General features: G+C 44.4%; 19 protein-coding genes and 1 pseudogene. 7 read left to right on the top strand and 13 right to left on the bottom strand.

What is annotated here, in order from left to right; genetic code table 11:
- Positions 1-20: 20 nt before the first annotated feature.
- From hscA to trmJ, 7 genes are all read right to left on the bottom strand, one after another.
- Positions 21-1,871, bottom strand: coding sequence for a Fe-S protein assembly chaperone HscA (hscA, locus tag F0229_RS07150; RefSeq protein ID WP_171732533.1), 1,851 nt, complete (start codon positions 1,869-1,871; stop codon positions 21-23).
- Positions 1,872-1,893: 22 nt separating this feature from the next.
- Entirely contained in the window at positions 1,894-2,409 is a 516-nt protein-coding gene (gene hscB / locus F0229_RS07145) for a co-chaperone HscB (protein WP_171732532.1), read from the bottom strand.
- An 84-nt stretch (positions 2,410-2,493) separates the two neighbouring features.
- Positions 2,494-2,817, bottom strand: coding sequence for an iron-sulfur cluster assembly protein IscA (gene iscA, locus F0229_RS07140; RefSeq protein ID WP_010440519.1), 324 nt, complete (start codon positions 2,815-2,817; stop codon positions 2,494-2,496).
- A gap of 96 nt (positions 2,818-2,913) precedes the next feature.
- Positions 2,914-3,291: a Fe-S cluster assembly scaffold IscU gene (iscU, locus tag F0229_RS07135; RefSeq protein ID WP_004740340.1), complete on the bottom strand. Its 378-nt coding sequence runs from the start codon at positions 3,289-3,291 to the stop codon at positions 2,914-2,916.
- A 33-nt stretch (positions 3,292-3,324) separates the two neighbouring features.
- Positions 3,325-4,539 (bottom strand): IscS subfamily cysteine desulfurase, encoded by a 1,215-nt coding sequence (locus F0229_RS07130; RefSeq protein ID WP_171732531.1) that lies wholly within the window; start codon positions 4,537-4,539, stop codon positions 3,325-3,327.
- Between the two features lie 27 nt (positions 4,540-4,566).
- The gene (iscR, locus tag F0229_RS07125; protein WP_010440512.1) at positions 4,567-5,088 is read right to left on the bottom strand and encodes a Fe-S cluster assembly transcriptional regulator IscR; all 522 of its coding nucleotides are present in this window, start codon (positions 5,086-5,088) and stop codon (positions 4,567-4,569) included.
- 116 nt (positions 5,089-5,204) lie between these two features.
- Positions 5,205-5,933 carry a tRNA (cytosine(32)/uridine(32)-2'-O)-methyltransferase TrmJ gene (trmJ, locus tag F0229_RS07120; protein WP_017062835.1) on the bottom strand — a complete coding sequence of 243 codons (729 nt, stop codon included), beginning with the start codon at positions 5,931-5,933 and terminating at the stop codon, positions 5,205-5,207.
- A 181-nt stretch (positions 5,934-6,114) separates the two neighbouring features.
- Between trmJ and suhB the strand changes: the two genes are divergently transcribed.
- Positions 6,115-6,918: an inositol-1-monophosphatase gene (gene suhB / locus F0229_RS07115; protein ID WP_017062836.1), complete on the top strand. Its 804-nt coding sequence runs from the start codon at positions 6,115-6,117 to the stop codon at positions 6,916-6,918.
- A gap of 236 nt (positions 6,919-7,154) precedes the next feature.
- Here suhB and secF read toward each other — a convergent pair whose 3' ends face one another.
- The 5 genes from secF to queA all read right to left on the bottom strand — a co-directional run bounded on the left by secF (position 7,155) and on the right by queA (position 12,819).
- Positions 7,155-8,102, bottom strand: coding sequence for a protein translocase subunit SecF (gene secF, locus F0229_RS07110; RefSeq protein ID WP_017062837.1), 948 nt, complete (start codon positions 8,100-8,102; stop codon positions 7,155-7,157).
- Between the two features lie 14 nt (positions 8,103-8,116).
- Positions 8,117-9,973 carry a protein translocase subunit SecD gene (gene secD, locus F0229_RS07105; RefSeq protein ID WP_102320714.1) on the bottom strand — a complete coding sequence of 619 codons (1,857 nt, stop codon included), beginning with the start codon at positions 9,971-9,973 and terminating at the stop codon, positions 8,117-8,119.
- A gap of 20 nt (positions 9,974-9,993) precedes the next feature.
- Positions 9,994-10,323: a preprotein translocase subunit YajC gene (gene yajC / locus F0229_RS07100; protein ID WP_010440492.1), complete on the bottom strand. Its 330-nt coding sequence runs from the start codon at positions 10,321-10,323 to the stop codon at positions 9,994-9,996.
- Positions 10,324-10,434: 111 nt separating this feature from the next.
- Positions 10,435-11,571: a tRNA guanosine(34) transglycosylase Tgt gene (gene tgt, locus F0229_RS07095; RefSeq protein ID WP_017056177.1), complete on the bottom strand. Its 1,137-nt coding sequence runs from the start codon at positions 11,569-11,571 to the stop codon at positions 10,435-10,437.
- 195 nt (positions 11,572-11,766) lie between these two features.
- Positions 11,767-12,819 carry a tRNA preQ1(34) S-adenosylmethionine ribosyltransferase-isomerase QueA gene (gene queA / locus F0229_RS07090; protein ID WP_017062523.1) on the bottom strand — a complete coding sequence of 351 codons (1,053 nt, stop codon included), beginning with the start codon at positions 12,817-12,819 and terminating at the stop codon, positions 11,767-11,769.
- Positions 12,820-13,153: 334 nt separating this feature from the next.
- Between queA and F0229_RS07085 the strand changes: the two genes are divergently transcribed.
- A complete protein-coding gene (locus F0229_RS07085; RefSeq protein WP_017062524.1) occupies positions 13,154-13,600 on the top strand; it encodes a CBS domain-containing protein in 447 nt (148 codons plus the stop codon).
- 69 nt (positions 13,601-13,669) lie between these two features.
- Here F0229_RS07085 and F0229_RS07080 read toward each other — a convergent pair whose 3' ends face one another.
- Positions 13,670-14,575 carry a hydrogen peroxide-inducible genes activator gene (locus tag F0229_RS07080; protein ID WP_017062525.1) on the bottom strand — a complete coding sequence of 302 codons (906 nt, stop codon included), beginning with the start codon at positions 14,573-14,575 and terminating at the stop codon, positions 13,670-13,672.
- Between the two features lie 210 nt (positions 14,576-14,785).
- On the opposite strand from F0229_RS07080, the gene F0229_RS07075 reads away from it, so the two are divergent.
- From F0229_RS07075 to F0229_RS07055, 5 genes and pseudogenes are all read left to right on the top strand, one after another.
- Entirely contained in the window at positions 14,786-15,394 is a 609-nt protein-coding gene (locus tag F0229_RS07075; RefSeq protein WP_004740353.1) for a peroxiredoxin C, read from the top strand.
- Positions 15,395-15,704: 310 nt separating this feature from the next.
- A complete protein-coding gene (locus F0229_RS07070) occupies positions 15,705-16,448 on the top strand; it encodes a copper homeostasis protein CutC (protein WP_171732530.1) in 744 nt (247 codons plus the stop codon).
- A 99-nt stretch (positions 16,449-16,547) separates the two neighbouring features.
- The gene (locus F0229_RS07065; RefSeq protein ID WP_171732529.1) at positions 16,548-17,477 is read left to right on the top strand and encodes a LysR family transcriptional regulator; all 930 of its coding nucleotides are present in this window, start codon (positions 16,548-16,550) and stop codon (positions 17,475-17,477) included.
- Between the two features lie 128 nt (positions 17,478-17,605).
- Positions 17,606-18,157 (top strand): porin family protein, encoded by a 552-nt coding sequence (locus tag F0229_RS07060; RefSeq protein WP_171732528.1) that lies wholly within the window; start codon positions 17,606-17,608, stop codon positions 18,155-18,157.
- 147 nt (positions 18,158-18,304) lie between these two features.
- Positions 18,305-18,727 (top strand): annotated as a pseudogene (locus F0229_RS07055) (hypothetical protein); the annotation flags it as partial.
- Between the last annotated feature and the right edge of the window lie 104 nt (positions 18,728-18,831).

Genomic DNA, 18,831 nt, shown 5'->3' with positions numbered 1-18,831 from the left:
GTTTATCTATTCTCTAACTATTAAATATTATCGACTGACTGACCTGACAGTGCAGCACGAATTGATTTATCCATACGACGTGAAGCAAAGTCTTGGCTCGCTTTGTCGGTATTCTTAATTTCTTGTTCAATGGCATCAGCACTGTCGCCGTTGCGCACTTCAATCAGCGTTTCAATGGCTTGTAGCAACTGTTGTTTCTCTTGCTCGTTAAGCAGCTCGTCACCGTCAGCTTGCATTGCAGCGATCAGGCCTTCAATAACGCGATCCGCTTCTACGCGTTGTTCCGCAAGAGCACGCGCTTGCATGTCTTCTTTCGCAAACGTCATAGAGTCTTTCAGCATGTTAGCAACTTCATCATCGCTCAGGCCGTAAGAAGGCTTCACTTGGATTTCAGCTTGAACACCTGTGCTCTTTTCCATAGCTGTTACAGACAACAGGCCATCAGCATCCACTTGGTAAGTCACACGAATATGCGCTGCACCAGCAGCCATAGGTGGAATGCCCTTCAGAGCAAAACGAGCCAATGAGCGACAATCGTCAACCATTTCACGTTCGCCTTGAACGGTGTGTACTGTCATTGCAGTTTGACCGTCTTTGAACGTAGTAAATTCTTGTGCGCGAGCTACTGGGATCGTGGTGTTACGCGGAATGATCTTTTCTACTAGGCCACCCATGGTTTCGATACCTAGTGAAAGTGGGATTACGTCCAGTAGCAACATTTCTGAATCAGGTTTGTTACCTACTAGAATATCCGCTTGAATTGACGCACCAATCGCAACTACTTCATCAGGGTTAATGCTGGTTAATGGCGTACGACCAAAGAAGTCACCCACCATTTCACGTACTAGTAATGTACGAGTTGAACCACCAACCATCACTACTTCTAGCACTTCATCCGCATCAACTTCTGCATCTTTTAGTGCACGACGGCATGAAAGTAGCGTTTTCTTAACTAGAGGCTTGATGATCTCTTCAAACTCTTCACGAGTTAATGAACCAGACCAACCTAATACTTCAACATCAACACTTTCTGATTCAGATAAGCCAATTTTAGCTTCCGTTGCTGCATCGAGAAGCGCACGGTTTTGCTCAGCAGTTAGCTCTGATAATCCCATTTGCTCTTTGAAATGATCAGCGACAAGGTGGTCAAAATCATCACCGCCTAGTGCAGAGTCACCGCCAGTAGCTAGAACTTCAAAGACACCTTTAGACAAGCGTAAAATAGAGATATCAAACGTACCGCCGCCTAAGTCATAAACAGCGATTACCCCTTCTTTACCTGAATCCAAGCCATAAGCAATCGCAGCTGCAGTGGGTTCATTAAGAAGACGTAACACATGAAGACCAGCAAGTTGCGCTGCGTCTTTGGTACCTGCACGTTGTGCATCATCAAAGTACGCAGGGACGGTAATCACGGCACCAGCCAATTCACCACCTAACGTCGACTCAGCACGTTGACCGAGTGCACGAAGAATATCTGCAGATACTTGAATTGGGTTCTTATTTCCTTGCGCTGTGTTAATCACAGGCAGGCCATTATCACTTTCTTCAAACTGATATGGCAGAGATGGGTATCGCTGTTGAATATCTGACAGTGAACGACCGATTAATCGCTTAACTGAGATAATGGTATTTTTAGGATCAATTTGTGCATTTACACGCGCTTCATCACCAGTGGTGTACGACTCTGACTGATAGTGAACAACGGAAGGGAGAATACTGCGACCTTGTTGATCAACAAGCGTGCTTGCCTCACCACTGCGCACTGACGCAACCAATGAGTTTGTTGTACCTAAATCAATACCCACTGCAAGCTTGTGCTGGTGAGGAGCGGCGCTTTGCCCTGGTTCTGCAATCTGAAGTAGTGCCATGGATGTGTCCTTGTTATACGAACTAGCCGATCAGACGATCTTCAACTAACTCGATTTCATTCTTTAATTTTGCAATAAACTTAAGCTTTCTTACTCGGTCTGCAGCTTCTAACCAAGCCTCACTGTCTAGTTCTTGTTGGATAGCGATTAATTGTTGTTTATACATTTTGCTAACCTTTCCTTCAAATGCAAACAAAGCATCTTCAGGATCAGAACTGCCGGCGATCTCTTCAAGCTCTTCACGCAATTCCATTTGCTCCATCAGGAACATAGGATCTTGCAGGGTCTGCTGCTCGCCGCGAATATCCTCACCATGTTGCACTAACAGGTATTCAGCTCGGCTGATTGGATTCTTCAACACCTGGTACGCATCGTTAATTTGCGCAGCTTTTTGCACAGCTAATAGGCGATCACGCTCAGAAGCTGTAGCAAATTTATCAGGGTGGAATTGGCGTTGCAGATCTCTAAACTGAGAAGAAAGAAGGCTACCATCCAGTTGAAACTGAAGTGGTAGCCCAAATAATTCGAAATGATTCATGTAACGGTGGTCCTAAGTTTAGGCTCTTCAATCAGAGCCTAATTTTATTCTTCGCTCACTATAAACGCTTGACGATTGAAGCGTTTATACATTGAAGCTCTCACCACAACCACATTCGCCTTTCGCGTTAGGGTTGTTGAATTCAAAACCTTCGTTTAGGCCTTCTTTTACGTAATCAAGCTCAGTACCGTCTAGGTAAACTAGGCTCTTTGGATCAATGATGACCTTAACACCTGAATGCTCAAACACTTCGTCTTCTTCGTTAAGCTCGTCAACGAATTCCAGTACATACGCCATACCCGAACAGCCAGTAGTTTTTACCGCTAAGCGCAACCCGATACCTTTACCTCGGTTATCTAGGAAAGCTTGAACTCGGCTTGCTGCCGTATCTGTCATGGTGATGGCCATACTACAACCTTGTGTTTTATATAAATTGAGAACTCAGGGGAGCACAAAGGATGCTCCCAAATATTGCTTATTTTTTGTGATTACTTAATGAAGCAATTAACGCTTCTTTTTGTAATCCGCAACTGCTGCTTTGATTGCATCTTCAGCAAGAATTGAACAGTGAACTTTCACTGGTGGCAACTCTAGTTCTTCTGCGATTTCAGAGTTTTTGATAGCCGCTGCTTCATCAATACTTTTACCTTTAACCCACTCTGTTACTAGTGAGCTAGAAGCGATTGCGCTACCGCAACCGTAAGTTTTGAATTTTGCATCTTCGATAATGCCTTCTGGCGTTACCTTGATTTGCAGTTTCATTACGTCACCACAAGCTGGTGCGCCAACCATGCCGCTACCTACACTTGGATCTTCTTTATCAAACGAACCTACGTTACGTGGGTTTTCGTAGTGATCAATTACTTTTTCGCTATATGCCATGATAGTTACCTCGAATCCTCTATTTCCGTGAGATTAGTGATGAGCCCACTCAACAGTGTTCAAATCAATCCCTTCTTTATACATATCCCATAGAGGAGACATGTCGCGTAATTTATTTACTGCTACACGGATTTGTGCAATCGCGTAGTCGATTTCTTCTTCCGTAGTGAAACGGCCGAATGAAAAACGTACTGAGCTGTGTGCCAGTTCATCGTTTAAGCCAAGAGCGCGTAAAACGTATGAAGGCTCAAGACTCGCTGATGTACATGCAGAACCTGATGATACCGCTAAGTCTTTTAAAGACATAAGCAGAGATTCACCTTCAACGAAAGCAAAGCTCACGTTTAGGTTGTGTGGTACACGTTGATCTAAGTCGCCATTTACCGTTACTGCTTCTAGATCTTGAACCCCTTTCAATAGACGCTCGCGAAGTGCTAGTGCGTGGTCATAATCTTTCTGCATGTCTTGTTTAGCGACAGCAAAAGCTTCACCCATACCCACGATTTGGTGAGTAGCAAGCGTACCAGAACGGAAACCACGTTCGTGACCTCCACCGTGCATCTGTGCTTCAAGACGAATACGTGGCTTACGACGAACGTACAAAGCACCAATGCCTTTAGGGCCGTATACTTTGTGTGCAGAAAGAGAGATAAGGTCAACTTTCATCTCTTTTACATCTAGTGGGATTTTACCCGCAGACTGAGCCGCATCAACGTGGAAGATGATCTTGCGTGAACGACATAATTCGCCGATTGCAGAGATATCTTGGATTACACCAATCTCGTTGTTTACGTGCATGATAGAAACAAGAACCGTATCTTCACGCATTGCTGCTTGTAGCTTGTCTAAATCAATGATGCCGTTTGCTTCAGGCTCAAGGTAAGTCACCTCAAAACCTTCACGCTCTAGTTGGCGACATGGATCAAGAACCGCTTTATGTTCTGTTTTACACGTGATTACGTGCTTACCTTTCTTCTCGTAAAAGTGCGCTGCACCTTTGATAGCAAGGTTGTCTGACTCTGTAGCACCTGACGTGAAAACAATCTCACGTGGGTCTGCATTTAGTAGATCGGCAATTTGCTCACGAGCATTATCTACTGATTCTTCTGCCTGCCAGCCGTAACGGTGTGAACGAGATGCAGGGTTACCGAAGTTACCGTCCATCGTCATGCACTGAACCATTTTTTCAGCAACACGTGGATCGACTGGGCATGTAGCTGAATAGTCAAAGTAAATAGGCAGTTTCATTTTCTACTCCAATGTAAAAACTGACCGCTAAGAGCGGGCATTAACACCGTGAGGTGCTGCACTAATCGTTGTAGTGCTCGTATTTTTATGTGCAAAACCATTATTAACCGCAAGATCGATATCTTGACGATCAGAAATCTCTAAAACTTCGTTATCTTTCATTAGCTCACCGAGCGTAATGTCATTTAAGAAGCTGCTGATTCGGGAGCTTAAATCACGCCAAAGAGTGTGAGTTAAACAACGACTACCACCTTGGCAATCTGCTCGACCGTGACACTTAGTTGCATCAACTGATTCGTCTACTGCAGCAATTACAGTTCCGACAGCGATGTCGCTCGCTTCAGCACCTAAACGGTAACCACCGCCAGGACCACGAACACTAGCAACTAAGCCAGCTTTACGTAACTTAGAAAATAGCTGTTCTAAGTAAGATAATGAGATGCCCTGTCGCTCTGAAATATCAGCCAGAGGAACTGGGCTTTTTTGCGAATGCAGTGCTACATCTAGCATAGCTGTTACCGCATATCTTCCTTTAGATGTAAGTTTCATATCACACCGAATCCACATTGTTTATGTGGTTGGAATCTTCCCATACCTGACTAAATTGGTCAAGTATTTACTTGACTATTTTAGTCAAGTATTCACCCTTAGGGTTTATGTGGTTTTTATTTGTCGTTTTTGCTCTTCTCAATTGAAGTCAAAATGCCGCGTAGAGTGTTGATCTCTTGCAACTCTGGACGAGCTCGACTGAACAGACGACGTAGTTTATTCATCACCTGACCTGGCTTATCCTTAGAGATAAATTGGGTATCAATGATCACTTTTTCAAGGTGCTCATAGAACATTTCTAGTTCTTCGTGACGAGGGTACTCATCTTGTTGCTGTGGCTGATATTGGCTAGCGACCATATCAAGGTGAGCTACACGCACTTCGTAGCTCAGAGTCTGCACTGCCATTGCTAGGTTTAGCGAGCTGTATTCAGGGTTAGCTGGGATACATACATGGAAGTGGCACTTCTGAAGCTCATCGTTAGTCAAGCCAGTACGTTCACGGCCGAACACTAATGCGACTGGGTGCTTTTGACCTTCAATCGCAAACTTTTGTCCACACTCACGAGGCTCAAGCATTGGCCATTCAAGCGTACGTGAACGTGCACTCGAACCAACAACCAAACCACAGTCTTTTACGGCTTCGTCCAGTGTAGAAACGATGGTCGCGTTTTCTGCGATGTCACCTGCACCCGCAGCCAGTGCTAAGGTCTGCTCGTCAACTTCACATTGAGGGTCTACAAGAACTAATTGACTCAAACCCATCACTTTCATTGCGCGAGCTGCTGATCCGATATTTCCCGAATGAGACGTACCAACCAGAACGACTTTTACATTGTCTAACATGCTATATGACACCACTTTAAAAATAATCGCGAGATATTAACACATAGCAAAGTAAAATGGTCAGACCCTTCGCGTAATGTGAAACCAAGAGTTCAAAAAATAACCACTTCCCTTTTGGTAAAACTTTGGTATACTCGCCGCCGCTTTAAATTGTTCTTTAACATCTTGTGGGAAAAACCATATGCATCCAATGCTAAACATTGCGATACGCGCTGCGCGTAAAGCTGGCAACCATATTGCTAAATCTCTAGAAACAACTGATAAGATCGAATCGTCTCTAAAAGGTAACAACGATTACGTTACTAACATTGCTCAAGAAGCTGAGTACATGATCATTGAGACAATCAAAGCATCTTACCCAGAGCACAGCATTATTTCTGAAGAGAAAGGCCTGACTGAAGGTAAAGACTCTGATGTACAATGGATCGTTGACCCACTGGATGGCACCAACAACTTTGTAAAAGGTTTCCCTCACTTCTCTGTATCTATCGCTGTTCGCATGAACGGTCGTACAGAAGTTGCTTGTGTTTATGACCCAATGCTAAACGAGCTATTCACAGCTCAACGTGGCGCTGGCGCTCAACTTAACAACGCTCGTATGCGTGTTACTCAACTAAAAGACCTTCAAGGTACTGTTCTAGCGACTGGTTTCCCATTCAAGCAAAAACAACACTCTGAATCTTTCATGAAGATCATCTCTGGTCTATTCATCGACTGTGCTGATTTCCGTCGTACAGGTTCTCCTGCTCTTGACCTATGTTACCTAGCAGCTGGCCGTGTTGATGGTTACCTAGAACTTGGCCTTAAGCCATGGGATCTAGCAGCTGGCGATCTAATCGCTCGTGAAGCTGGTGCTATCATGACTGACTTTGCTGGCGGTACTGATTACATGACTTCTGGGAATGTTGTTGCTTCAAGCGCACGTGGTGTTAAGTCTATTCTTAAGCACGTTCGTGAGAACGCTAACGAAGGTATGCTGAAGTAATTCAGACCTTACGTTAACGCTCCCTGTTTCAAGGGAGAGTAGAAATTCCAAAGCCTCGCTATATAGCGAGGCTTTTTTGTATCTGCGATTTGAGAGATACGAGATATGACTCTTAACAGTATGTGCAACTCAATTCGCCAATAAATTGTGTTGAGCTTATCGACAAGATACAGACGTAAAAAACCGCTAGTTGCCTAGCGGTTTTTTTGGTTTAGCGAAACGTATTAAGCCAAGGCCTAAGGCATCTCGTCAAACTCTTCACCTTCTTTGTCCACTTGTGGTGGCATTAGGTGTTCACGCGTAATACCCAACTTCATAGCTAGTGCAGATGCAACGTAGATAGAAGAGTAAGTACCAACCGTAATACCCAATAAAAGTGCAGTCGCGAAGCCGTGGATCATAGCGCCGCCCTGAACGAACAGTGCGATAACTACGAATAACGTGGTACCAGAAGTGATCAATGTACGGCTCAATGTTTGTGTGATTGAGCTGTTCAGTACTTCAGGCGCTTCACCCTTACGCATCTTACGGAAGTTCTCACGAATACGGTCGAATACAACAATGGTATCGTTGAGGGAGTAACCGACGACCGTTAGCAAGGCTGCTACGATGGTAAGGTCGACCTCAATTTGCATTAGAGAGAACACACCCAGAGTGATGATAACGTCGTGCGCCAGTGCTAATACTGCACCCGCAGCCAAACGCCATTCAAATCGCACTGATACGTAGATCAAGATACAGATAAGAGAAACTAGGATAGCAAGGCCACCCGCTTCTGTTAATTCGTCACCCACGTTAGGACCAACGAACTCGATACGACGCATTTCAACTTGCTCACCAGTACCATTCTCAATAGCAGAAAGGATTTGGTTACCAAGCGTTTCGCCCGCTACGCCATCACGTGGACGTAAACGAACCATCACATCACGAGCTGAACCGAAGTTCTGTACCGTCGCATCACCAAAGCCTTCGGCTTCTAGTGCACTACGAATATCAGGAAGGTGTGCCGGTTGTTCAAAACCAACTTCAATCAGAGTACCGCCAGTAAAATCTAGACCCCAGTTCAACGATTTCGTTGTTAGGGTGAAGATAGCAGTACCAATCATCAAGATAGAAAAAACAAAGGCAACCTTTGACCAACGCATAAAGTCGATCATTTTGTCTGCTTTTAGAATCTGAAACATATTAATTCCTAGCCTTAGATCGACAGTTTTTTAACGCGTTTGCCGCCATACATCAGGTTCACGATACAACGTGTTCCGATAATAGCTGTAAACATTGAAGTCAAGATACCGATAGACAGCGTTACCGCGAAGCCTTTGATAGCACCCGTACCCACAGCAAATAGAATGATTGCTGTTAGTAGTGTGGTGATGTTGGCATCGGCGATTGTGCTGAATGCGTTCGCGTAACCTTGGTGAATCGCTTGTTGTGGACTGCGTCCATCTCGAAGCTCTTCACGTATACGCTCAAAGATCAGAACGTTCGCATCAACCGCCATACCAACCGTTAATACGATACCGGCAATACCTGGTAGGGTCATGGTAGCCCCCGGAATCATCGACATAACACCGATAATCAACACCAAGTTAGCCATTAGCGCAACGTTCGCAATCAGACCAAAGCTACGGTAGTAAAGCAGCGTAAACAGCATTACAGCAGCCATACCCCAAACCATCGCCATGATACCCATATCGATGTTTTGCTGCCCCATAGATGGACCAATGGTACGTTCTTCTACAATCGAGATAGGCGCAATCAATGCACCAGCACGCAGTAGAAGTGCCAAGTTATGAGCTTCAGCCGTTGAATCGATACCAGTAATACGGAAGTTACGGCCTAGCGCAGATTGAATCGTCGCTTGGTTAATCACTTCTTCGTGCTTACTCAAGATAACTCGACCTTCCGGTGTTTTACGACCGCTGTCTTTGTACTCTGCAAATACCGTTGCCATTAGCTTACCGATATTCTGACGAGAGAATGCAGACATCTTGCTACCACCTTCGCTGTCTAGCGAGATGTTAACTTGAGGACGACCATATTCATCAACACTTGAGCTTGCATCAGTAATACTTGAGCCGCCTAGAATAACGCGCTTCTTAAGTACCACAGGACGACCATCACGATCTTGCTTGATTTCGCTACCCGCAGGGGCACGACCAGAAGCGGCAGCGGCTAAGTCAGCACTGCTATCCACTTCACGGAACTCAAGCGTCGCGGTAGCACCAAGAATTTCTTTAGCGCGAGCCGTGTCTTGAACACCAGGCAATTCCACTACGATACGGCTAGAGCCTTGACGTTGAACCAAAGGTTCAGCAACACCAAGTTCGTTAACACGGTTACGTAGAATGGTAATGTTTTGCTCTACCGCATAGTTGCGGATTTCTTGAAGACGAGCCTCTGTGAAGCTAGCAACCAAAGAAAAACGACCATTAGATTCAGAATCTACAAACGTCATGTCTTGGTGCTTAGATTGCAGTAGCGATTTCGCTTCAGCAAGCTGCTCGGCGTTACGTAGAATCACTTCAACCGCATCTTTACCAGACGGGCGAATTGCACGGTAACGGATTTTCTCTTCACGAAGTTCACTACGGAACGCTTCTTCTTGTTGGCCAACCAGCTTTTGCATCGCAGCGTCCATATCCACTTCCATCAAGAAGTGAACACCACCACGTAGGTCAAGACCAAGTTTCATTGGTGCAGCACCAATAGATTCAAGCCAATCAGGAGTTGAAGCCGCTAAGTTTAAAGCAACGATTACATCTTCATCTAATGCTTCAGTGATGACATCACGGGCACTGATTTGAGAGTCTGTATCGTTAAAGCGAACAAGAATGGAACCGTTTTCTAGAGCAACGGATTTAGTAGAAAGGTTTTCAGCTTCAAGAGCATTGGTGACAGCATCCAGCGTAGACATATCTACAGAGGCGCCGCGCGCCCCTGTAACTTGAACTGCCGGATCTTCACCGTATATATTCGGAAGTGCGTACAACGCAGCGATGGCGATAGTAAACACCACCATCAGGTACTTCCATAACGGGTAACGGTTTAGCACAGCGAGGATCCTCTAGCTGTTTATAGAGATTTCAGAGTACCTTTTGGTAGCACTGCTGTAACGAAGTCTTTCTTGATAACTACTTCGTTGTTTGCATTCAGTTCGATAGCAACGTAGTCGCTGTCTTCTGCAATCTTAGTGATCTTGCCGATTAGGCCGCCGCTTGTAAGAACTTCATCGCCTTTGCCCATAGAAGACATAAGGTTCTTGTGCTCTTTAACACGCTTAGCTTGTGGACGGTAGATCATGAAGTAGAAGATCACAGCGAACATACCTAGCATGATAAGCATTTCGAAACCGCCGCCTGCTGGTGCACCTTCTGCTGCTGCGTGAGCTTGAGAAATAAACATTTAAAACATCCTCTATTTATATTTTCGTAATTGTTTGTCTAATTGGGTCGCATCCCTTTATTTTCAAGCCCCATCACTCGGAAGAGAGATAGGGCTCGCAAAAAAGAAATACTAAGATTCTTTACCTAGTGGTGGCACTTCACGCCCCATTCTTGCGTAGAACTCTGCAACGAACTCTTCAAAGCGGTCTTCATCGATAGACTGACGAATGTCTGACATTACTCGTTGGTAGAAACGCAGGTTATGAATCGTGTTCAGTCGAGCACCTAGGATTTCGTTACAACGATCCAAATGGTGTAAGTACGACTTGCTGTAGTTCTTACAAGTGTAACAGTCACACTCTGAATCTAGTGGTGTTGTATCGGTTTTATGCTTCGCATTACGGATCTTGATCACACCTTCAGTCACAAACAGGTGGCCGTTACGTGCATTTCGCGTTGGCATTACACAGTCAAACATGTCGATACCACGGCGAACACCTTCAACCAAGTCTTCCGGTTTGCCTACGCCCATTAGGTAACGTGGCTTATCTTCTGGCAGTTGAGGACATGTGTGCTCAAGAATGCGGTGCATATCTTCTTTTGGTTCGCCTACTGCTAGGCCACCTACTGCGTAACCGTCAAAACCAATTTCTGTTAGGCCTTTAACGGATACATCACGAAGGTCTTCGTACACGCCACCTTGAACGATACCGAACAGTGAGTTCGGGTTTTCAAGTTTGTCGAAGTGGTTACGTGAACGCTCAGCCCAACGAAGAGACATCTCCATTGAGTCTTTTGCTTCTTTGTGTGTCGCAGGGTAAGGCGTACACTCATCGAAGATCATTACGATGTCTGAACCTAAATCTTTTTGGATTTCCATAGACTTCTCAGCGTCCATGAAGATCTTGTCACCGTTTACAGGGTTACGGAAATGAACACCCTCTTCAGTGATTTTACGCATTGCACCTAGGCTGAATACTTGAAAGCCGCCTGAATCAGTCAGGATAGGACCGTGCCAGTTCATGAAATCGTGCAGGTCACCGTGCATTTTCATGATTTCTTGACCTGGACGTAGCCATAGGTGGAATGTGTTACCTAATAGGATTTCAGCACCTGTGTCTTTTACTTCTTCAGGTGTCATACCTTTAACAGTACCGTAAGTACCTACAGGCATGAATGCTGGGGTTTCAACGGTACCGCGTTCAAACTGAAGTTGACCACGACGTGCGCCGCTATTAGTTTTTTTAAGTTCGTATTTTAATTTCACGAAGCCTCCAATATGCCAGAGAAACAATCTGACTGTTAATTCAGAACCTTAGGCCAAACAAAAGTTCAGTCTAGTGGGTTCTATGAGGAGCGGTCGCGTATTCCTTGCGAGAGATTAGACAGACACCCTGCCCGACTCCTAGCTTACTGCTAGCACCCGTAAATTCTAATGTATATCGTTTATAACTAGCTTAAATTAGCTTGTTTTCTTATTGATGAACATGGCATCACCGTAGCTGAAGAAACGATATTCGCTCTTCACTGCGTGATCGTATGCGCCCATCACGTTGTCGTAACCTGCAAATGCACTCACCAACATAATCAGTGTTGATTCTGGCAAGTGGAAGTTGGTAATCAAGCAATCCACCAACTGGTATTCATAGCCAGGGAAGATGAAGATTTCTGTATCACCAAAGAAAGGAACGAGCTCAGTGCCTTTCTTCAATGCATCTTGAGCTGCACTTTCTAGTGAGCGTACTGATGTTGTACCAACAGCAATAATACGGCCGCCACGGGCTTTTGCTGCAGCTACGGCGTCAACCACTTCTTGCGGCACTTCAACGTACTCAGCATGCATGTGGTGATCATTAATATTATCAACTTTTACTGGCTGGAACGTACCAGCACCAACATGAAGCGTCACGTAAGCAAACTCAACACCTTTTTCTTTCATGTCAGCCATTAGCTTGTCATCAAAGTGAAGGCCTGCTGTTGGCGCTGCAACCGCACCCGGCTTTTCATTATAGACAGTCTGGTAGCGCTCTTTATCTGCATCTTCATCAGGACGATCGATGTAAGGAGGCAGTGGCATGTGACCAACACTGTTAAGAATCTCTAAAACGCTTTGATCAGATGTGAAATGGATTTCGAATAACGCATCGTGACGCGCCACCATTTCAGCTTCATATTCATCGTTCTCACCAAGGAACAACTTGGTACCCGGCTTCGGTGATTTAGAACAACGAACATGCGCAAGAATGCTTTTCTCATCAAGCATACGTTCAACCAGCACTTCAAGCTTACCGCCTGATGCCTTGCGACCAAATACACGAGCTGGAATCACTCGAGTGTTATTGAAAACAACAAGATCGCCTGGCTCAACCAAGTCTAAAACGTCTTTAAACGAACCATCAGCTAGGTTACCGCTGTTGCCATCTAATTTAAGCAGGCGGCTTGCTGTACGCTCCTCTTGAGGGTAGCGAGCAATGAGTTCATCTGGTAGGTCAAAGTGAAAATCTGAAACTTGCATGTGTCTAGTCTTGTCTTAGTTGATGAGATTTGTGCCGTTGACGAATCATAAATCGTAGTTGCTGGATAATCGTTACGGTAAGTCAATCGTTACCAGAAACACATCGCAAACACGACTAAAAATTTCGCAGTGGGCTAGTATAGGCACACGAGCCGCAATAGCAAGGTTTACAGCACTGGATTATTGTAAAGAGGCGTAAAATAATGCGACTGATTCACCTCCTCAAGCTAAAGAATTAGTTGCATAAAACTCACCCAAGAATGCGTCAGATCTCAGTTATTTTTTGGATAAAAAACTATAGTAATAGCAACAAATAAAAAAGAAGGAGGTTCGTATGATCAAGGTTGAAGATATGATGACTCGCAACCCTCATACCCTATTGCGCTCACACTCACTGGCCGATGCTAAGCACATGATGGAAGCACTTGATATCCGCCATATTCCGGTCGTCGATTCCGACAGGCAACTACTAGGTGTCGTCACACAACGAGACGTTCTCGCCGCTCAAGAATCCAGCCTACAAAACATCCCACAAGCTCAATCTTTTACTCTTGCTACTCCCCTCAACGACATCATGCACAAAAGTGTTATGTCGGTAGAGCCGCGTGCAGGATTAAAAGAATCGGCTATCTACATGCAGAAACATAAAGTGGGCTGTTTACCTGTCGTAGAAAACCACGAACTAGTAGGCATTATTACAGACAGCGATTTTGTCACGATAGCGATCAATTTACTGGAGCTGCAAGAAGAAGTAGAGCCAGAAGAAGCAGAAGTAGAGTAACGCTCGGAATTGATATAAAGAAGAGCGGCCAATTCAGCCGCTCAGAGGGATTGTTGTCGCTGCGGATTATTATAGAAGCTCAGATACCACATCCGCTAATTGATGGAATGTCTCACGACGCGAAGAGCTTGGTCGCCAGACAAGGCCAATATCTCGGTAGGCCTGCTGACCAGGAGGATCGATCACAACGAGATTCTGGTTTTCCAATAAACCGTGGTCGATCGCCATTTGCGGAATAAAGGTGGTTCCTAAACCATTGGCCACCATTTGCACCAATGTGTGAAGGCTCGTCGCAGTGAACGGGTTGATCTTCTCTTTATCCGTTAACTTACAAGCCGACACAGCATGCTCGGTTAAGCAATGCTCGTTCTCCAACAAAAATACAGATTCGTCTGGCAGGTCATCGTATTTAATCGGAACGCGAATACCATCAGCTTGATTGCGACTGATCACCATCCGGAAAGGGTCTTGCCCAACAACTTGGCTTTCCATATTGTCGATATCGACAGGCAAAGCCAGAATCAGCACATCTAAGTCTCCATGACGCAGCGCAGCCAATAGGTTGGTTGTTGTATCCTCACGTAACAGCAAATTTAATTGTGGAAAGCGCTGGTTCGCTTCTTGTACCAAATCGCACAAAAGAAAAGGAGCAATAGTAGGGATACACCCAACTCGCAACTGCCCTTGCATCGCATCCCCGTTACATAGATTTCCAAGCTCTACGAGATCTTGTCCTTTCGCTAGTAGCTCTCGACCGTGCTTTACCACCAGCTCACCGGCTTGCGTGAAAACCAGCGGGCTCTTTTTATCTTTCTTCTCATAAAGCGGGCAACCGATGAGTTCTTCCAGATTTTGAATGCCTTTACTTAGCGTAGATTGACTAACGAAGCAGCGATCTGCGGCATCACTGAAATGACGAGTTTCGTGAAGAGTAACAAGATAGTGAAGTTGCTTAAGACTTGGCCATTTATTCATGAAATTACTTTGTAATATGAGTAGGATAAGTTACGTAAAGGTCATAAGACCTAAGGACAGGACAAAGAATAAGCTTATCGCTTTTTTCGATTAACTTAATCTATTTAATTCGCTTTTTTCTATAGTACCGATTGTACTATAGTTTGTCCCGTAGAAACGGAGCCCAAACAAAGATGTGTTGGGCCAACTAATTTTTTAGGAGATTCCAAAATGGTACTAGTAGGTCGTCAAGCCCCTGACTTTACTGCAGCAGCTGTTCTAGGTAACGGTGAGATCGTTGATAACTTCAACTTCGCAGAATTCACTAAAGGTAAGAAAGCTGTAGTTTTCTTCTACCCACTAGACTTCACTTTCGTTTGTCCTTCAGAGCTAATCGCTTTCGACAACCGTCTTGAAGATTTCCAAGCTAAAGGCGTTGAAGTAATCGGTGTTTCTATCGATTCTCAATTCTCTCACAACGCATGGCGTAACACTGCTATCGCTGATGGCGGTATCGGTCAAGTTAAATACCCTCTAGTTGCTGACGTTAAGCACGAGATCTGCAAAGCATACGATGTTGAGCACCCAGAAGCAGGCGTTGCTTTCCGTGGTTCTTTCCTAATTGACGCTGACGGTCTTGTACGTCACCAAGTAGTTAACGATCTTCCACTAGGTCGTAACATCGACGAAATGCTACGCATGGTAGACGCACTAAACTTCCACGAGAAGAACGGTGAAGTTTGTCCTGCACAATGGGAAGAAGGTAAATCAGGTATGGACGCATCTCCAAAAGGTGTTGCAGCATTCCTATCTGAGCACGCTGACGACCTAAGCAAGTAATTACCTCTTAAGCCCGAACTCAACGCGGGTTAATGGTTGGAAGACTCTCTATAAAGAGACATAAAGCATAAGCTAATAGCGCAAAGCGCACCGCCAATCAGTTAAGAAGTAAAGTCCTATTAAAAGCCCGAAGTTAACGCTTCGGGCTTTTTGTTTTCTCAATAGCCTTCACCCTAGACTGTCTCTTATATACATAATTGAGGTAGCTCTAAACCCAAACTTTACCTCTATTTTCCTCCGTTACAACCTATTCATGTCCGTATCTAGATTGCTATGATTTCATCAGCATCTTTTTGAACGGATAAACACGATGAACACCGAAATTGAAGTCTGTATCGATAACTTAGAATCTCTTCATAACGCACTATCTGGTGGCGCGAATCGAATTGAGCTTTGCTCTTCATTGGCACTTGGCGGGTTAACTCCAAGCTTCGGAATGATGAAGCAAGTGGCAATAATTTCGTCCGTTCCGGTCTACGCTATGATAAGACCAAGACAAGGCGATTTCATTTTCGATAACGACGATATGCTCTGTATGCTTGAAGATATTGAAGCTTGTGCAAATGCAGGATTGGATGGGGTCGTACTTGGTGTGTTAGCGCCGAACGGAAGTATCGATATGCCCAAAATACAGCAACTGGCTGACAAAGCGCACTCGTTAAAGCTTGGGATTACCTTCCACAGAGCCATCGATCAAAGCTCTGATTACCAAGCAGCATTAGAGCAAATCATTTCACTTGGATGCGAAAGAATCCTGACATCAGGGCTTGCTGTTAATGCCGAACAAGGCATCGATGTATTGGCAGCAATGGTCAAACAAGCCGATGGACGAATTGATATCATGGCGGGGGCTGGCGTTAACGCTGCCAATGCCAAAATGATTCAAAGTACCACCCAAGTACCTGCACTTCACCTTTCAGGTAAATCGACAAGACCGAGTCTAATGGAAAGCAACTCAAGCGCTCAAATGGGCAGTGATGATATTGATGATTATCAGATACCAGTAACTGATGCTAGCAAGATATCCAGTGTGAGAGCCGCTCTCATCGCTTAGGGCAATAGTCGCTAACACAAATCCAGAGAACCTCGCTGACTAATCTAACTGACTGACGTATATTAGATTTAATAGCGCAGAAAATTTTCATGGATAGATATGGCTAAAGACTTATTCAGCTCTCTTGATTTAAACCTGTTACGAACATTTTTGATTGTTTATCAAGAAAAAAACACCAGAAAGGCTGCGGAGCGACTCTTTGTTTCACAGCCTGCTGTTAGTCAGGCCTTACAGAAGCTTCGCCACCACTTCAACGATGACCTTTTTGTAAAGGTACATGGTGGCTTGCAACCAACCGCTTTCTCAGAACAGCTCACCAACAAGATCAAACCATTCATGGACGGTCTATCTGTTGCTATTAATACCTCAAACACTTTCGACCCGAAAGATATCGACTACACACTTAAAATAGCTCTATCACCTATCGTGCTATCTTGTTTATCTGGTTCTCTATTTAAAATGATAAGAGAGCAAGCACCGAATGCGAATCTAGAATTAGTCTCTTGGACCAATGCTTCTGTTTCTGACATTCAGAAAGGTGAGGTGTTGATGGGGGTCAGTTACCTTGGTAGCAAAACGAATAAAGAAGTTTATACGAAGAAGTTAATTGAACTAACAGGGCGTATTTTTGTAAGAAAAGACCACCCTTTAAAGCAAGAAATCGTTACACCTTATGATGTGGCGGGGTACGATATCGCTTCATTAGTCACACCAGGTTGGAACGACAACTATAGTTTGGCATCGAATATCCTAACTGAGCTTTCTATTGAGCATAAGGTTGGTTTCCGTAGTGAGCTAATTATGGCGGTCATTGATGTCATTCAACATACAGATATGTACATGCCACATTCGAATCTTTTCCTCGTTGATAATTACCCAAGCCTACGCGGAATCGATGTTGTGATAGATGGCGAGCCTCCCAAAACTCCTGTTTACTGCCACTTACATACTAAAAACAGAAACTCCCCTACTACCAATTGGCTATTTGAGTTAATACAAAAAGCACTATCCACTCAGATTAATAAGTAATGCTTATTATAGAAATGCCAATATCTACTTAGCCTAAAAATAAAACACTGTTTAATATTAGCCCTATCAAAACGGATACTGAACTACGAAGGATCGTGCAGTTAAGTTAACCCTAGATAGAGACTAATATGAAAATTGCACTTACTACCCTAATTTCAGCTTCACTACTTTCTGTTCCAGTTTTTGCAAACAACTTTGACAGCCAACACCGTGTGGGTATCGGTTACAACCAAACTCAGGTCGACGATTGGCTAGCGGATGACACAGTTGATTGGGGTAACGGTATCAAACTTGAGTATGGTTATGAATTTAACCGTATCGTAGGTATCAACGTTTCTTACGCAACGAATAGTGACGACGAAAACGTTGAAGGCATAAAAGCTGAGGTCGATGGTTACAAGTTCCAAGTTGATGCTGACATCGGTTATAAATTTGAATTGGATGGCTTCTCTTTAAAACCTTATGGTGTTCTGGGCCTAGCTCGTCAAAGTGAAGATAATTCAATTAGCATCCTAGACAAGAAGTGGACTGAATCATACAACGATACCAGTTTCGTTGTTGGCCTAGGTGGTCGAGCTGAGTTCGGGCCACACCTATACACTGACATGCGCTTTGAATTCGCGAGCTACGATGACGTAGATTACGACACATTCTCATGGACTGTCGGTTACCGCTTCTAATAGATTGAAAAAGCCAGTGTCTAAACTGGCTTTTTTGCGATCAATCAATTGCTGGGTTCTAACACCTCATCAAAGTTGGCCCACTTTCGAACAATTCGAATCAAAATTCATTGCAGCCACGGACGGCTAATTGCTTTAGGTATTTTTATGAAGATAATAACTTTCCTGCTTTTACTTTCTACCCTTTCTACTTCCGTTTCAGCAAGTACTCTTCATTTATCCCCAGAACTAAAAATTGGCTCTTATCATGGTTTCGGAGTTCAAGCTGGCATCACTGATGTGGCAAATTTAGGTGCCGTTTATCTTAGCTATTCTCACCTTTGGTATGACAGCGATCGATATGACGAAACGGTTGATGCGTATCGTGTTGGTATCCAAAACATGTTTGGAAGAAACCAAACCCACGGCTTTCAGGCTGAGATTGGTGTGGCAAGTTATGACGGTACAAAAACGCGCTCAGGCGAAGTAGAAGAGAAAACAACACATGGTATAAGCCTAGGTGGTGCCTACGTTTACCAAGCGACACCAATGCTTGGATTACGTGCTGGTGTTGATATGAATATTTTTGATCAATCGAGTAGGAGGAGGCCTCGCAGCCTCCGTCCTCTCACACCACCGTACAAGCGTGGGTCGCATACGGCGGTTCCGAATATACTTTCAGTGACTCGTACCCA

Origin of the sequence: Vibrio sp. AIC-3 (assembly GCF_013114515.1) — a bacterium.
Classification (GTDB): domain Bacteria; phylum Pseudomonadota; class Gammaproteobacteria; order Enterobacterales; family Vibrionaceae; genus Vibrio; species Vibrio crassostreae_C.
Note: the sequence above shows the minus strand (reverse complement) of the source record. Positions and strands in the feature narration are given on the sequence as shown.

Excerpts from the sequence above, each read along its gene's own strand:
- suhB (WP_017062836.1), top strand. The coding sequence starts at position 6,115 with ATGCATCCAATGCTAAACATTGCGATACGCGCTGCGCGTAAAGCTGGC.
- hscA (WP_171732533.1), bottom strand. The coding sequence starts at position 1,871 with ATGGCACTACTTCAGATTGCAGAACCAGGGCAAAGCGCCGCTCCTCAC.
- F0229_RS07085 (WP_017062524.1), top strand. The coding sequence starts at position 13,154 with ATGATCAAGGTTGAAGATATGATGACTCGCAACCCTCATACCCTATTG.
- iscA (WP_010440519.1), bottom strand. The coding sequence starts at position 2,817 with ATGGCCATCACCATGACAGATACGGCAGCAAGCCGAGTTCAAGCTTTC.
- F0229_RS07070 (WP_171732530.1), top strand. The coding sequence starts at position 15,705 with ATGAACACCGAAATTGAAGTCTGTATCGATAACTTAGAATCTCTTCAT.
- queA (WP_017062523.1), bottom strand. The coding sequence starts at position 12,819 with ATGCAAGTTTCAGATTTTCACTTTGACCTACCAGATGAACTCATTGCT.
- F0229_RS07060 (WP_171732528.1), top strand. The coding sequence starts at position 17,606 with ATGAAAATTGCACTTACTACCCTAATTTCAGCTTCACTACTTTCTGTT.
- iscR (WP_010440512.1), bottom strand. The coding sequence starts at position 5,088 with ATGAAACTTACATCTAAAGGAAGATATGCGGTAACAGCTATGCTAGAT.
- F0229_RS07130 (WP_171732531.1), bottom strand. The coding sequence starts at position 4,539 with ATGAAACTGCCTATTTACTTTGACTATTCAGCTACATGCCCAGTCGAT.
- iscU (WP_004740340.1), bottom strand. The coding sequence starts at position 3,291 with ATGGCATATAGCGAAAAAGTAATTGATCACTACGAAAACCCACGTAAC.
- secF (WP_017062837.1), bottom strand. The coding sequence starts at position 8,102 with ATGTTTCAGATTCTAAAAGCAGACAAAATGATCGACTTTATGCGTTGG.
- F0229_RS07065 (WP_171732529.1), top strand. The coding sequence starts at position 16,548 with ATGGCTAAAGACTTATTCAGCTCTCTTGATTTAAACCTGTTACGAACA.
- yajC (WP_010440492.1), bottom strand. The coding sequence starts at position 10,323 with ATGTTTATTTCTCAAGCTCACGCAGCAGCAGAAGGTGCACCAGCAGGC.
- hscB (WP_171732532.1), bottom strand. The coding sequence starts at position 2,409 with ATGAATCATTTCGAATTATTTGGGCTACCACTTCAGTTTCAACTGGAT.
- F0229_RS07075 (WP_004740353.1), top strand. The coding sequence starts at position 14,786 with ATGGTACTAGTAGGTCGTCAAGCCCCTGACTTTACTGCAGCAGCTGTT.
- trmJ (WP_017062835.1), bottom strand. The coding sequence starts at position 5,933 with ATGTTAGACAATGTAAAAGTCGTTCTGGTTGGTACGTCTCATTCGGGA.
- F0229_RS07080 (WP_017062525.1), bottom strand. The coding sequence starts at position 14,575 with ATGAATAAATGGCCAAGTCTTAAGCAACTTCACTATCTTGTTACTCTT.